At 72.5% G+C, this 14121-nt stretch carries 14 protein-coding genes; 12 read left to right on the top strand and 2 right to left on the bottom strand.

All coding sequences use genetic code 11. The features are described from left to right. Nucleotides 1-71 precede the first annotated feature (71 nt). Nucleotides 72-1913, top strand: a complete 1842-nt coding sequence (locus tag ACIQM0_RS26080) for a hypothetical protein (protein ID WP_401290892.1) — start codon at nucleotides 72-74, stop codon at nucleotides 1911-1913. A gap of 19 nt (nucleotides 1914-1932) precedes the next feature. Here the strand turns inward: ACIQM0_RS26080 and ACIQM0_RS26075 are convergent, their stop codons facing one another. After that, nucleotides 1933-2772, bottom strand: a complete 840-nt coding sequence (locus tag ACIQM0_RS26075; protein WP_401290890.1) for a hypothetical protein — start codon at nucleotides 2770-2772, stop codon at nucleotides 1933-1935. 198 nt (nucleotides 2773-2970) lie between these two features. On the opposite strand from ACIQM0_RS26075, the gene ACIQM0_RS26070 reads away from it, so the two are divergent. From ACIQM0_RS26070 to proC, 10 genes are all read left to right on the top strand, one after another. Further along, nucleotides 2971-3921, top strand: coding sequence for a Ppx/GppA family phosphatase (locus ACIQM0_RS26070; RefSeq protein ID WP_401290887.1), 951 nt, complete (start codon nucleotides 2971-2973; stop codon nucleotides 3919-3921). A 94-nt stretch (nucleotides 3922-4015) separates the two neighbouring features. Beyond that, nucleotides 4016-4843, top strand: coding sequence for a sugar phosphate isomerase/epimerase family protein (locus ACIQM0_RS26065; RefSeq protein WP_401290885.1), 828 nt, complete (start codon nucleotides 4016-4018; stop codon nucleotides 4841-4843). Then, a complete protein-coding gene (locus tag ACIQM0_RS26060) occupies nucleotides 4840-5463 on the top strand; it encodes a TetR family transcriptional regulator (RefSeq protein WP_363029610.1) in 624 nt (207 codons plus the stop codon). Before ACIQM0_RS26065 ends, ACIQM0_RS26060 begins: the two co-directional genes overlap by 4 nt. Before the next feature lie 110 nt (nucleotides 5464-5573). Next, nucleotides 5574-7424, top strand: coding sequence for a dihydroxy-acid dehydratase (ilvD, locus tag ACIQM0_RS26055; RefSeq protein WP_363029612.1), 1851 nt, complete (start codon nucleotides 5574-5576; stop codon nucleotides 7422-7424). Nucleotides 7425-7586: 162 nt separating this feature from the next. After that, nucleotides 7587-8033 (top strand): hypothetical protein, encoded by a 447-nt coding sequence (locus ACIQM0_RS26050; RefSeq protein ID WP_401290881.1) that lies wholly within the window; start codon nucleotides 7587-7589, stop codon nucleotides 8031-8033. A 69-nt stretch (nucleotides 8034-8102) separates the two neighbouring features. After that, nucleotides 8103-8675, top strand: a complete 573-nt coding sequence (locus ACIQM0_RS26045; protein ID WP_401290878.1) for a hypothetical protein — start codon at nucleotides 8103-8105, stop codon at nucleotides 8673-8675. Nucleotides 8676-8744: 69 nt separating this feature from the next. Further along, complete coding sequence (locus ACIQM0_RS26040; protein ID WP_401290875.1) at nucleotides 8745-9581, top strand: class I SAM-dependent methyltransferase; 837 nt, start codon at nucleotides 8745-8747, stop codon at nucleotides 9579-9581. A 64-nt stretch (nucleotides 9582-9645) separates the two neighbouring features. Then, nucleotides 9646-10413 carry an ABC transporter ATP-binding protein gene (locus ACIQM0_RS26035; RefSeq protein ID WP_401290873.1) on the top strand — a complete coding sequence of 256 codons (768 nt, stop codon included), beginning with the start codon at nucleotides 9646-9648 and terminating at the stop codon, nucleotides 10411-10413. Continuing rightward, entirely contained in the window at nucleotides 10410-11174 is a 765-nt protein-coding gene (locus ACIQM0_RS26030) for an ABC transporter permease (RefSeq protein WP_401290870.1), read from the top strand. Before ACIQM0_RS26035 ends, ACIQM0_RS26030 begins: the two co-directional genes overlap by 4 nt. Nucleotides 11175-11258: 84 nt before the next feature. Beyond that, complete coding sequence (gene proC, locus ACIQM0_RS26025) at nucleotides 11259-12068, top strand: pyrroline-5-carboxylate reductase (RefSeq protein ID WP_385040308.1); 810 nt, start codon at nucleotides 11259-11261, stop codon at nucleotides 12066-12068. 1 nt (nucleotide 12069) lies between these two features. On the opposite strand, the gene ACIQM0_RS26020 is transcribed toward proC, so the two are convergent. Beyond that, on the bottom strand, nucleotides 12070-12657 hold the full coding sequence (locus ACIQM0_RS26020; RefSeq protein ID WP_401290866.1) for a cysteine hydrolase family protein: 588 nt from the start codon (nucleotides 12655-12657) through the stop codon (nucleotides 12070-12072). 74 nt (nucleotides 12658-12731) lie between these two features. Between ACIQM0_RS26020 and ACIQM0_RS26015 the strand changes: the two genes are divergently transcribed. Beyond that, nucleotides 12732-13754: a GlxA family transcriptional regulator gene (locus ACIQM0_RS26015; RefSeq protein ID WP_401290863.1), complete on the top strand. Its 1023-nt coding sequence runs from the start codon at nucleotides 12732-12734 to the stop codon at nucleotides 13752-13754. Nucleotides 13755-14121: the final 367 nt, after the last annotated feature.

Genomic DNA, 14121 nt, shown 5'->3' with positions numbered 1-14121 from the left:
CATTCACCCGTAAGGGTTAAATCTACTCAAGGGGCGTCAGGGCCACACCCCGTCCTGCCTACGGTCGCAAGGTGACGAGCAGCAGGCTGGAGATCCCCGCGAGCACCCCCGGCGCACACCGGACGCAGCACCGTGCGCCCCACTCCTCACCGAAGAAGCCGCCTGCCCGTTACGAGCCGCACCTCGACGGCCTGTTCACCTACTGCCTCTCCGTGCTCTGCGACCACGACGCCGCCACCGACGCGCTCGGCGGGGTGCTCGCGCTGGCGGAACGGCAGGGCGGACGGTGTCCCACGGACGAGGAGGAACGTAAAACCTGGCTGTACGCGCTGGCCAGGTGGACGTGCCTGCGCAGGCTCACCGAGCAGAGGCAGGGCCGCCAGGCGCACCGTCAGCACGACAAGCCACGGACGCGCGGCCAGTCGGCGGCGGAGAGCCACCGCGTCCCCGCCCCGGCCGTGCAGGGAGTGCGCGCAGGACGGCGTACGCCCCCCTCTCCCGTGGCCGCCCACGCACCCAGGACCCCCGCCGCACCGACCCGTCCCGCGCCCGCACCGGAGACCCCCGCCGCCGAGGCGCACTGCCGCGAACTGGCCCAGCTCGCCTGGCCCGAGGCCGCGGGCACCACCCCGGAGCAGCGAGAGGCGCTGGAGCTCGCGGTACGGCACCGGCTCACCCCGGTCGCGGTCGCCGCCGTCCTCGGTCTGGAGGCCGCCGCCGCCAGGGAACTCCTGGCCGCGGCCGCCTGCGAGGTCGAGCGGACCAGGGCCGCGCTCGCCGTCGTCGAGTCGGGCAGTTGCCCCACGGCGGGCAGGCTCACCGACGACCGGCGCGTGCTGCTCTCCGGCCCCCTGCGCCGCGAGCTCGTCCGGCACGTGGACGACTGCCCCCGCTGCCGCCGCGCCGCCGAGCGGGCCGGCGCCGAGGGGCCCTGGCCGGGTGCGGCCGTCACCACGGCCGCCGCGCTGGCGGTCGTCGAGGCGCCGCGCCCGTCCGCGTACGTGGCCATGATTCACGCCCAGAAGCATCAGAAGAATCGGTCCGCCACTCCGCGGTTCGACCGGGCGGGCTTCCCGATGGACCCCAAGGACCACGCCGCGCGCCGGGACCGGCTGCGGTCGAGGGTCATGACGACGACGGTGGTCGCCACGGTCGTCGCCGCCCCGGTGATCGCCCTGTGGTCCGCCTACCGCGGCGCGCCGCTCACCGGCGAGGGGCACGACGGGTCCTCGGTCACCGCGACCGAGATGGACGGGAGCGGCGGCGGCGCCCCGTACGGCCGCTACGAGAACGCGGGCAACGCCACCCCCGAGTCCGGCCCCCGTTTCACGGACGGCGACGGCCTCCCGGACGTCTCGGCCGAGGTCATCAGCGTGGACACGGAGGCGGGCCCGGACACCGGGGGGCACCGGACGGGCGGGCTCACCGTCGAGGCGCGCCTCTCCGGCGGCACCACGATGATCACGCTGACCGCGTCGAAGGCCGGCCCGGTCGCCTGGTCGGCCCGGACCCCCGTGTCCTGGCTGCGCCTCGGCAACGCCTCCGGGAAGCTCGCCGCGGGCGGCTCCGTCACCATCCGCGTCCTCGTCGACCACGGGCGCGAACCGGCCTCGCGCTGGACCGCACGGGTCGCCCTCGCCCCGTCGGGGTCGGTCGTCGCGATCCACGGGGACGGCGGGGGGCGCCCGTCGGGCGGCGGACCGCGGCCCCCGCGGCCGGGCGGCTCGCTCCAGCCGCGCCCGCCCGCCCCGTCGGACCCGCCGACGTCCTCACCGGACCCGACCGACCCGACACCCGACCCGACGGACCCCACCACGACACCGACGGACCCGGGCGGGCCGGGCCAGTCACCCGGCCCGTCGGCCCCGACCGGCCCGGGAAAGGGCCCGAGCGTCCCGCCACCGGCGAACTGAGGCGCCGCGGGCCCCGGGGCTACACCGGGTCGGCCGGGTGGGGCGCCATCGGCAGCAGCGAGGAGAGCCGCTCCTCGCACAGCCCGGCCAGCCGGTCGTACCCCTCCTTGCCCATCAGCTCGGTCAGCTCGGGGCGGTACGACACGTACACCGGCTCCCCGGCCCCGTGCGCCGACGTCGCCGAGGTGCACCACCAGTGCAGGTCATGACCGCCGGGACCCCAGCCCCTGCGGTCGTACTCACCGATCGTCACCTGGAGCACCCGGGTGTCGTCGGGCCGGTCGATCCAGTCGTACGTACGGCGGACCGGCAGCTGCCAGCACACGTCCGGCTTGGTCTCCAGGGGCTCCTTGCCCTCCCGCAGCGCCAGGATGTGCAGCGAGCAGCCGGCCCCCGCCGCGAAGCCGGGCCGGTTCTGGAAGATGCACGAACCCTCCCAGCGCCGGGTCTGGCGCTCCCCATCGTCGTCGGTCTGGACCCAGCCCGACTCCGTACCCACCCCGTGGAACTGCCACAGGTCCGGGGTCAGCCGGGCGACATGACCGGCCACCCGCTTCTCGTCGTCCTCGTCCGAGAAATGGGCGCCCAGCGTGCAGCACCCGTCATCCGCGCGACCGGCCTGAATGCCCTGGCAGCCACTGCCGAAAATGCAGCTCCACCTGGACGTCAGCCAGGTCAGGTCGCAGCGGAAGACCTGCTCGTCGTCGGCGGGGTCCGGGAACTCCACCCACGCCCGCGCGAAGTCGATCCCCGTCTCGTCGGACCCGTTGGGTCCCTCTGTCTCCGGCTGCTGCATCTCCTGCTTCGTTTTCTGCTTCTTCGTGACTTTGTCCGGCTTCGCCTTTTTCGTCTTTGGCACGCGCCCAGAGTAAGACCGACCGGCGCACGGGGCGGCGTCGCGGGGCCGGGCACGCGCACCTGCGGCGTTGTCGTCACTCGACAACGCCCCGCGTCGCCTCGGTCCTCCGCCTCGCGGCCGCACGCACCCGGCCCCGCTCCTTCTTCCACCCCCATGCGCCGGTCGGTCCGAACCGACCGGCGCAGTAGCGTTCGTCGTATGAGACTCGGAGTCCTCGACGTGGGGTCGAACACGGTTCATCTGCTGGTGGTGGACGCGCACCCCGGCGCCCGCCCGCTGCCCGCGCACTCGCACAAGGCGGAGCTGCGCCTGGCCGAACTCCTCGACGAGGGCGGCGCGATCGGCCCGCTCGGCCTGGACCGGCTGGTCGCGACGGTCGCCGACGCGGCCCAGGCCGCCGAGGACAAGGGCTGCGAGGACGTGCTGGCGTTCGCCACCTCCGCGGTGCGGGAGGCGAGCAACGCCGACACCGTGCTGGCCCGGGTGCGGGACGAGACGGGCGTCGACCTCACCGTCCTCAGCGGTTCCGAGGAGGCCCGGCTCACCTTCCTCGCCGCCCGCCGCTGGTTCGGCTGGTCGGCGGGCAAGCTGCTGGTCCTGGACATCGGCGGGGGCTCGCTGGAGATCGCGTACGGCATCGACGAGGAACCGGACGCCGCGGTGTCGCTGCCGCTCGGCGCCGGACGGCTCACCGCCGGCTGGCTGCGGAGCGACCCGCCGGACCCGGCGGAGGTCAAGGCGCTGCGCCGGCACGTACGGGCGAGGATCGCCCGCAGCGTCGGTGAGTTCACCCGCTTCGGCCGCCCCGACCACGTCGTGGCCACCTCCAAGACCTTCAAGCAGCTCGCCAGGATCGCGGGCGCCGCCCGCTCCACCGAGGGGCTGTACGTGCAGCGCACCCTCAGCCGCAAGGCCCTGGAGGAGTGGGTGCCGAAGCTGGCCGCGATGACCGTCGAGGAGCGCGGGAGCCTGCCGGGCGTCTCCGACGGACGCTCCGCCCAGCTGCTGGCGGGGGCCCTGGTCGCGGAGGGCGCCATGGACCTCCTGGGCGTCGAGGAACTGGAGATCTGCCCCTGGGCGCTGCGCGAGGGCGTCATCCTGCGCCGCCTGGACCACCTGCCGGCACGGGAGGCGGCGGCCCTGGCCTGACGGGCGCCGCGGACGGTCGCGGGAGGGTCATGGCCCTTCTCACTTTCCGCCGGACGCTCTCGGCGCACCGCACCGCGGCCCGTACGCTGTCTGCGTGGCAGAACCAGTGGTGCGCATCCCGGATGCGAAGGTCGCCCTGTCGACGGCCTCCGTCTATCCGGAGTCGACGGCGACGGCCTTCGAGATCGCCGCGCGTCTGGGGTACGACGGCGTCGAGGTCATGGTCTGGACGGATCCCGTCAGCCAGGACATCGAGGCGCTGCGCCGCCTCTCGGACTACCACCAGGTGCCGATCCTCGCCGTTCACGCCCCCTGTCTGCTGATCACCCAGCGCGTCTGGTCCACCGACCCCTGGGTCAAGCTCCAGCGGGCGCGGGCGGCCGCGGAGAAGCTCGGGGCGTCGACCGTCGTGGTCCACCCGCCGTTCCGCTGGCAGCGGCAGTACGCGCGTGACTTCGTCAGCGGGATCTGGCGGATGGCGGACGAGACCGATGTGCGGTTCGCCGTCGAGAACATGTACCCGTGGCGCTACCGGGACCGGGAGATGCTCGCGTACGCCCCCGACTGGGACGTCACCAACGACGACTACCGGCACTTCACCGTGGACCTCTCGCACACCGCGACCGCCCGCACGGACGGCATGGCCATGGTCGACCGCATGGGCGACCGGCTGGCCCACGTCCATCTCGCCGACGGCAAGGGCTCGGGCAAGGACGAGCACCTGGTGCCCGGCCGGGGCGACCAGCCCTGCGCCGAGCTGCTGGAGCGGCTGGCCCGTACCGGCTTCGACGGCCATGTCGTCGTCGAGGTCAACACCCGCCGGGCGATGTCCACCGCGGAACGCGAGGCCGACCTCGCCGAGGCGCTGGCCTTCACCCGGCTGCACCTCGCGTCGTCCGCCGCCCGGATGCCGCGCTCATGACGACGGGCGACGGCGGCGCGAGCCCCAGACGGCGCGGCCGCCCCTCCCGCACCGAGGCGACGGCCGGTCCCGACGCCCGCACCCGCATCCTGGAGGCCGCCCGCACCGAATTCGCCGAGCGCGGCTACGACAAGACGTCGGTCCGCGGCATCGCGAAGGCGGCCGGCGTGGACGCGGCACTGGTCCACCACTACTTCGGTACGAAGGACGAGGTCTTCGCCGCCGCGATCGAGGTCTCCTTCGAGCCCGCCCTGGAGATCTCGGACGTCCTCGACGGCGGCACGGAGGACCTGGGGGAGCGGCTGGCGCGCTACTTCATCGGGGTGTGGGAGAACCCGGTCTCCCGGGCCCCCCTGCTCGCGATCATGCGTTCGGCGATGACCCACGACGCGGCGGCGAAGGTCCTGCGCCACTTCGTGCTGCGGCGCCTGCTGGGCCGGATCGCGGAACAGGTGGACGTCCCCGACGCCACCTTCCGCGCGGAACTGGCCGCGGCGCACATGGTGGGCATCGCGGTGCTGCGGTACGTGATCCGGGCGGAGCCCCTGGCATCGGCGGACCCGGAGAAGATCATCGCCATGGTGGGGCCCACGCTGCAGCGCTACCTGACGGAGGACTGACCGCCCCCGCCCCGCAATCCCCGGTCCCGGATTCCGGACACCCTGTCCACATCCTGGCGCCGGAGGCGTACGCTCGGAACCAGTCTTTACTGTCGAAGGAGCGAGAGACGATGCCCCAGCTGAGGTCCCGCACTGTCACCCACGGCCGCAACATGGCGGGCGCCCGCGCCCTTATGCGGGCCTCGGGCGTAGCGAGCGAGGACATCGGCAAGCCGATCATCGCGGTCGCCAACTCCTTCACGGAGTTCGTCCCCGGCCACACCCACCTCGCCCCCGTCGGCCGGATCGTCTCCGACGCGATCAAGGCCGCGGGCGCGGTGCCCCGCGAGTTCAACACCATCGCGGTCGACGACGGCATCGCGATGGGTCACGCCGGGATGCTCTACAGCCTCCCGTCCCGTGACCTGATCGCCGACTCCGTCGAGTACATGGTCGAGGCGCACTGCGCCGACGCGCTGATCTGCATCTCGAACTGCGACAAGATCACCCCGGGCATGCTGATGGCCGCGATGCGCCTCAACATCCCCACGGTCTTCGTCTCCGGCGGCCCGATGGAGGCCGGCAAGGCCACCCTCGTCGACGGCACGGTCCGCAAGCTCGACCTGATCAACGCGATCAGTGACGCGGTCGACGAGAGCATCTCCGACGCGGACATGCTCCGTATCGAGGAGAACGCCTGCCCGACGTGCGGCAGCTGTTCCGGCATGTTCACCGCCAACTCGATGAACTGCCTGACCGAGGTCCTCGGCCTCGCCCTCCCCGGCAACGGCTCCGTCCTGGCCACGCACACCGCCCGCAAGGCGCTGTACGAGGACGCCGGCCGCACCGTCGTGGAGATCACCAAGCGCTACTACGAGCAGGACGACGAGACGGTCCTGCCGCGCGCCATCGGCACCCGCGCCGCGTTCGACAACGCGATGGCGCTGGACATCGCCATGGGCGGCTCGACCAACACGATCCTGCACCTGCTGGCCGCCGCCCAGGAGGCCGAGCTGGCCTACGACCTCGACGACATCAACGAGGTCTCGCGCCGGGTCCCCTGCCTCTCCAAGGTCGCCCCGAACGTGGCGCCCGGCGGCACGTACTACATGGAGGACGTCCACCGGGCCGGCGGCATGCCCGCCATCCTCGGTGAGCTCCACCGTGCCGGTCTGCTCAACGAGGACGTGCACTCGGTGCACTCCGACACACTCGCCGAGTGGCTCAAGAACTGGGACATCCGCGGCGGCTCGCCGTCCCCGGAGGCCGTCGAGATGTGGCACGCGGCCCCCGGCTGCGTCCGTTCCGCGACCGCCTTCTCGCAGTCCGAGCGCTGGGAGACCCTCGACCTGGACGCGGCCGGCGGCTGCATCCGCGACCTGGAGCACGCGTACTCCAAGGACGGCGGCCTCGCGGTCCTCAAGGGGAACCTCGCCGTGGACGGCTGCGTCGTGAAGACGGCCGGCGTCGACGAGTCGATCTGGACCTTCGAGGGCCCGGCGGTCGTCTGCGAGTCGCAGGAGGACGCCGTCGACAAGATCCTCCGTAAGGAGATCAAGGAGGGCGACGTCGTCGTCATCCGCTACGAGGGCCCGCGCGGTGGCCCCGGTATGCAGGAGATGCTGTACCCGACGTCGTTCCTCAAGGGCCGCGGCCTCGGCAAGAGCTGCGCACTGGTCACGGACGGCCGCTTCTCCGGCGGTACGTCGGGCCTGTCCATCGGGCACGCCTCGCCGGAGGCGGCATCGGGCGGCACGATCGCGCTCGTCGAGGACGGCGACCGGATCCGGATCGACATCCCGAACCGCTCGATCGAGCTCCTCGTCCCCGACGCCGAGCTGACCACCCGCCGCGAGGCGCTGAACGGTGTGTACGCGCCGAAGAACCGCGAGCGCAAGGTCTCCGCGGCGCTGCGCGCCTACGCGGCCATGGCGACGAGCGCGGACCGCGGCGCCGTCCGTGACGTCTCCAGGCTCGGCTGACCGACCCCCCCCGTCCGGCCCCTCCCCGTGAGGGGCCGGACGCATGTCCGGACCCAGGAGCACCGCCGCGGGCGTCCCGCCATGGCCCGAGAGCTACTCCGTGTGACCGGGTGATCGCAGTAAGCTCGCCCCCTCGTCCTGCATGATCATGAATGGGGGAGTATGCGCACCTCTGTACGTCACTCAGCGGTCATCACTTCAGCCGTCGCCGCCCTCGCGGCCCTCGGCGCGGCCCCGGCCGGCGCGGCTCCGGCCGCCGTCACTCCGGCCAGTGTCTGTGGATCCGGGTACACCCAGATCGACTCGCACGCGTTCCGGGACTCGTCCGTCGAACTGGCCCGCGTCTACCTGTTCTACAACGCGAGCACCAAGTACAACTGCGTCGTCACCTTCCACGCCTCCGCCACCGCCGGCCAGACGCTGACCACCGGTGCCTGGCTCGATGTGGACGGGGACGGCAAGGAGCAGGTCAAGGACCAGGGGAAGTACTCCTCGTACGCGGGCCCGGTCCGGCTCGCCGCGGGCACCCACTGCGTGAAGTGGGGCGGCCTGATCGAGGTGGGCGGCGGTACGTACTCGTACACGAGCCCGTGGAGTCACTGCGGCTGACGCACGACGGCGCTGCGTCCGTGAGAGCGGTCGCAGCGCCACCGCCCCGGCCCTGGGACAATCGACCTCGTGAGCGAGAACAGCGAGACCCCCGACGACACCGCGCCCGGCACCGCCGAGTCCGCGACGGCGCCCGACGGCGCCACCGCGACCGCCCCCGGTCCGCAGCCGGAGCCCATCCGCTTCTTCGGCACCACCTGGGTCGCCCATGACGGCAACTACGGTCTGCGCCGCGTCGGAGTGGCCGTCGGCTCGCTCGCCGCGGCCGCAGCCTCCTGCTTCGTGCTGCGGTTCGCCTACCAGGGTCTGGAGATCGCCGACGTCGGCGGTTTCGTCGGCATCCTGGTGGTCCTGATGTTCGCCGTCTGCAGCGCGATCGCCTTCCGCAAGACCTGGGAGGGCTTCAGCGGCCGCCCGGCCGACCCCGCCCGCGAGGACAACCTGCGCGGCCTCAAGACCATCGGCTTCATCGGCGGGCTGCTCGCCTACTTCATCCGCACGTTCTCCGAGGCGCCGGGCGAGAAGCTCCGGCGCGCGGAGTACGAGGCGGCCCAGGTCCGGTACGCGAAGCGGCGCTCCGCCCGGACCGGGAATCCGGCGGTCCGCAAGACGGCCAGGGCGAAGAAGGCCCGCCGCAAGTAGGGCGTCCCGGCGCCGCGCCGGTTCGTGAACGCCTCGCCCCGGCCGGGCCGCCGAGGCCACGATGGCCACATGGCCACTACAAGCACCCCGGACTCCAGCCCGACCCCGTCGTCCTCCCCGCGCCCCTCGCCCGCGCCCCCGCGCGCCCTGTCGTTCGACCGCGCCGCCGCCCAGTACGGCGCGGCCCGCCCCGGCTATCCGGACGCCCTCCTGGACGCCGTCGAGGAACTCTCCGGCCGGCCCCTGCGGGGCGCCCGCACCCTCGACGTCGGCGCGGGCACCGGTATCTCGACCCGCCGGCTCCACGACCGGGGTGCCGACGTCGTCGCCGTAGAACCCGGCCCCGGGATGGCGGCGGAACTGCGCAGGGCCCTGCCGGACGTCCCGCTGGTACGGGGCGACGGCAACCACCTCCCCTTCGCCGCGGCCTCGGCCGACCTGATCACGTACGCCCAGTCCTGGCACTGGACCGACTCCGCCCGCTCGGCCCCCGAGGCCATGCGCGTCCTGCGGCCGGGCGGTGCGCTGGCCCTGTGGTGGAACGTCGCCGACCCCGATGTCGCCTGGGTCGCGGAACAGGGCACACGGCTGCTCGCCTTCTTCGCCGCCGAGCTGCCCGAGGTGGCCGGGCCCGCGGCGGTGAACGCCGGTGCCCACGGCTCGGCCGTGTCCCCCCGCGACCTGCCGCCCGAGCTCACGTTCGTACACCGTCGCGTGCCCTGGACCCGGCGCGTCCCGCTGGCCACCCACCTCTCCAACCTCGGCAGCCACTCCGCGTTCCTGGTCCTCGGCGACGAGCTCGCCCGGCGCTTCCTCTCCGAGGAGCGCGAGCACCTCGCGCGGCGCTTCCCGGACGGCACGGTGGAGGAGACATACGGCGTCGAGCTGAGCGTGGCCATCCGCTGAACCGGGTGGCGCGGCGGCCACGGATCCCTTGACGGAAGGACGCCACCGGGACAATATTCATCACATGATGAATTCTTCGGGCGTCGCCATCGAGGCCCGCGGCCTCACCGTCGTACGAGGCAACCGCACCGTCCTCAAAGGCCTCGGCTTCACCGTCGAGCGGGGCGGGATCACCGGGCTCCTCGGCCCCTCCGGCTGCGGAAAATCCACCCTGATGCGGGCCGTCGTCGGCACGCAGGCCAAGGTCACCGGCACCCTCGACGTCCTGGGCAGCCCGGCCGGCCACCCCGCCCTCCGACCGCGGATCGGGTACGTCACCCAGGCACCGTCCGTCTACACGGACCTCACCGTCCGGCAGAACCTCGACTACTTCGCGGCGATCCTCCAGCCCGGCCGCCGACACCGGGAGGCCCGCCGCGAAGCCGTCACCCACGCCATCACCGAGGTCGACCTGACCAGCCACCGCGACGCCCTCGCCGGCACCCTCTCCGGCGGCCAGCGCACCCGCGTCTCCCTCGCCGTGGCGCTGCTCGGCACCCCCGAACTCCTTGTCCTCGACGAACCCACCGTCGGCCTGGACCCGGTGCTCCGGCGCGATCTGTGGAGCCTCTTCCACAGCCTCGCCGCCGACCGGGGCACCACCCTCCTCATCTCCTCCCACGTCATGGACGAGGCCGAGCGCTGCCACCGGCTGCTCCTGATGCGCGAGGGCGAGATCCTCGCCGACGACACCCCCGAGGCACTGCGCACCGGCTCCGGCACCGACACCGTCGAAGACGCCTTCCTCCACCTGGTCGACGCCGCCGCCACCCGTCAGGAGAACGCCCGATGAGCACGACCACCACCACCTCACCCCTCAGCGCCGCCCGCACCCTCGCCACCGCCGCCCGCGTCCTGCGCCAACTGGCCCACGACCCCCGCACCATCGCGCTGCTCCTGCTGATCCCGGTCGTCATGATCACGCTGCTGCGGTACGTCTTCGACGGCAGTCCCCGCACCTTCGACTCCATCGGCGCCTCGCTGCTCGGCATCTTCCCGCTGATCACGATGTTCCTGGTGACCTCGATCGCCACCCTGCGCGAACGCACCTCGGGCACCCTCGAACGCCTCCTCGCCATGCCGCTGGGCAAGGGCGACCTGATCGCGGGCTACGCCCTCGCGTTCGGAGCCGTCGCCGTCCTCCAGTCCCTCCTGGCGACGGGCCTCTCCGTCTGGGTCCTCGGCCTGGACGTCACCGGGTCACCGTGGCTGCTGCTCCTGGTCGCCCTGCTCGACGCGCTGCTCGGCACGGCGCTCGGCCTGTTCGTCTCGGCCTTCGCGGCGTCCGAGTTCCAGGCCGTCCAGTTCATGCCGGCCGTGATCTTCCCGCAGCTCCTGCTCTGCGGACTGTTCATCGCCAGGGACCGGATGGCACCCGTCCTCGAAGCGATCTCGAACGTCCTGCCCATGTCGTACGCGGTCGACGGCATGAACCAGGTCCTCCACCACCCGGACATCACCGGAGACTTCATCCGCGACATCGTGATCGTGGCGGGCTGCGCGCTCCTGGTCCTCGCCCTCGGCGCCGCCACCCTCCGCCGCCGCACCACCTGACGGGCCGGTGCGAGGATGGCGGGCACGAGCACCGAGAACCGCCGGCACCGCGTAACCGCCGGCACCGCCCGGAGGGTGAACCGCATGACCCAGACAGTTGCAGTCCTCGGCACCGGCAAGATCGGCGAAGCCCTGCTCAGCGGCATGATCCGGGCCGGGTGGCGCCCGGCGAACCTGCTGGTCACCACCCGCCGCTCCGAGCGCGCCGAGGAGCTCCGCAACCGCTACGGGGTCGACTCCGTCAGCAACGCCGAGGCCGCCGGGCGCGCCGACATCCTCATCCTCGCCGCCAAGCCCCAGGACATGGGCCGCCTCCTCGACGAGCTCTCCGCCCATGTCACCGCCGACCGCCTGGTCATCAGCGCCGCGGCCGGCATCACGACCGCCTTCATCGAGGACCGCCTCACCGAGGGCACCCCGGTCGTCCGCGTCATGCCGAACACCCCCGTCCTGGTCGACGAGGGCATGTCCGTCATCTCCGCGGGCAGCCACGCCACCGGCGCACACCTCGCCACCGCCGAGGCGATCTTCGGCGGGGTCGGCAAGACCCTGCGCGTCCCCGAGTCCCAGCAGGACGCGGCCACCGCGCTCTCCGGCTCGGGCCCCGCGTACTTCTACTTCCTCGTCGAGGCGATGACGGACGCCGGCATCCTGCTGGGCCTGCCCCGCGCCCAGGCCCACGACCTGATCGTCCAGGCCGCCATCGGCGCGGCCGTGATGCTCCGGGACAGCGGCGAGCACCCGGTCAAGCTCCGCGAAGCCGTCACCAGCCCGGCCGGTACCACCATCAGCGCCATCCGCGAGCTGGAGAACCACGGCGTACGCGCCGCTCTCATCGCTGCCCTCGAAGCCGCCCGCGACCGCAGCCGCGAGCTCGCCTCCGGCAACGGCTGAGCTACCGCGCGGCGGCCTCGATCAGCTCCGCACTGCGCACCACCTCCGCGAACCCACCGCCGTGCAGCGACACGGCGGTGGCCCGCGCCAGTTCCTCCGCGCCGAGCGTCCATCCCCACGGACCGGCGCCGTCGAAGGTGTACGTCGCGTCGAACGCGAAGAACACCTCGTAGCCCAGATTCCCCGCCATCCGCGCCGTCGTCTCCGCGCACATATTGGTCTGGATCCCGGCCACCACGATCTGCCGCACCCCGCCCGCGCTCAGCCACGCCCCCAGATCGGGCGTCCCGTAGAACGCCGAGTTCACGCTCTTCGTCAGGAACAGCTCGGGCCCACCGCCCTTTCCACGCCGCTCCTCCACGTACGGCTTGAAGTCGTTCCCCGGATATCCCACCCGCAGCGGCGAATCGGGCTTCGGCGAGTCATGCCGTACGAACACGACCGGCCGCCCGCCCGCCTGCCAGGCGTCGATCAGCCCGGCGATGTTCCGGTCCGCCGAGGGATTGTTCCGCGGCCCCCAGTACCCCTCCTCCTCGAATCCCCGCTGCACATCCACCACGACCAGCGCTGCGTTCTCCGCGATATCCATGGCCACGATGCTGCCGCCCCCGGCCCCGGCGGCCCAGAGGCCGGAAAGCCATCGATCGATGCTTTACTGCCAGCATGGCCACGCCCCCGAGCAGGACCGCCGCCCCGTCCCGGATCGCGCTCGTCTCCTTCCCGGGCATCCGCGCGTTCGACGTCTCCGTCATCACGGAGGTCTGGGGCGTGGACCGCACCGACCGGGACGTCCCGGCGTTCGACCTGCGCCGCACGGCGGCCGACCCCGCCCCCATCCCGCTGCGCGGCGGCCTCTCGCTGGCCCCCGACCGCACGCTCGCCTGGCTGTCCGGCACCGACCTGATCGTGGTCCCCGGCCTCGACGACCACCTGACACCGGCCCCCGCGCCGGTCCTCGAAGCGCTCCGCCGCGCCCATGCCCGCGCCACACCGATCGCCGCCCTCTGCGGAGGCGCCTTCACGCTCGCCCAGGCGGGGCTCCTGGACGGCCGGCGGGCTGTCACCCACTGGAACCTCACCGACCTCCTGCGCACCCACCACCCCGGCGTGACGGTCGTTCCCGACGCCTTGTTCGTCCACGACGCCAACCTCTGGACCTCCGCGGGCACGGCGGCGGGCATCGATCTCTGCCTGCACCTCGTCCGTACGGCCCATGGCGCGGAGGCCGCCGCGACGATCGCGCGTTCGATGGTCACGGCCCCGTTCCGTACCGGTACCCAGGCACAGTTCATCGAGCACCCCACCCCGCACACCGACCGCGACGCCGACACCCTCGCGGCGGTACGGGCCTTCGCCCTGACACATCTGGCCGAACCGCACACGGTGGCCGGCCTCGCCGCGCGCGCGGGCATGTCCCCGCGCTCCTTCGCCCGCCACTTCCAGGCGACCACCGGCACCGCTCCACTGCGCTGGCTGATCACCCAACGCATCGCCGCAGCTCAGAAGCTCCTGGAGCGCACCGATCTCCCCCTCCCCGAAGTCGCCCGCCGCACCGGCTTCGGCAGCGAGATCACCATGCGCCAGCACTTCGCGACCCACCTGTCCACCAGCCCCCGTGACTACCGCCTGGCCTTCCACCACACCCCGGCAGGACCCGGGGTTGACACGCCCGACCCGCATCCGTAATGTGCTCCGAGTTGTCCGACGTGAGCGCCGACCCCGGTCGGTCCCCGGACAGCCATTCCGCAGTAACCACAACGAGCGAGCGACAGCTGTCGCCTGCCTGTGTGCGCATTCGCGAAATGAGGAATCCACGTTCGAAGGAACGTGGCCCCGATTAGCGTCGGGGGCCTGGATTCCGCTAAAGTCTCACTCGTCGGAACGGCCCAACGGCCCGGAAGACAAGCCCCACTGACTGGGAATCAGGCCCGAAAGGATCTGATAGAGTCGGACTCGCCGGAAAGGGAAACGCGAAAGCGAAGAACTGGAAAGCGAAACTGCGAGGCCCGCTTCGACCGGGAATCGGACACGAAAGAGTCTGATAGAGTCGGAA

Source organism: Streptomyces sp. NPDC091387, from assembly GCF_044756945.1.
In the GTDB taxonomy this organism is placed as follows: Bacteria; Actinomycetota; Actinomycetes; order Streptomycetales; family Streptomycetaceae; genus Streptomyces.
Note: the sequence above shows the minus strand (reverse complement) of the source record. Positions and strands in the feature narration are given on the sequence as shown.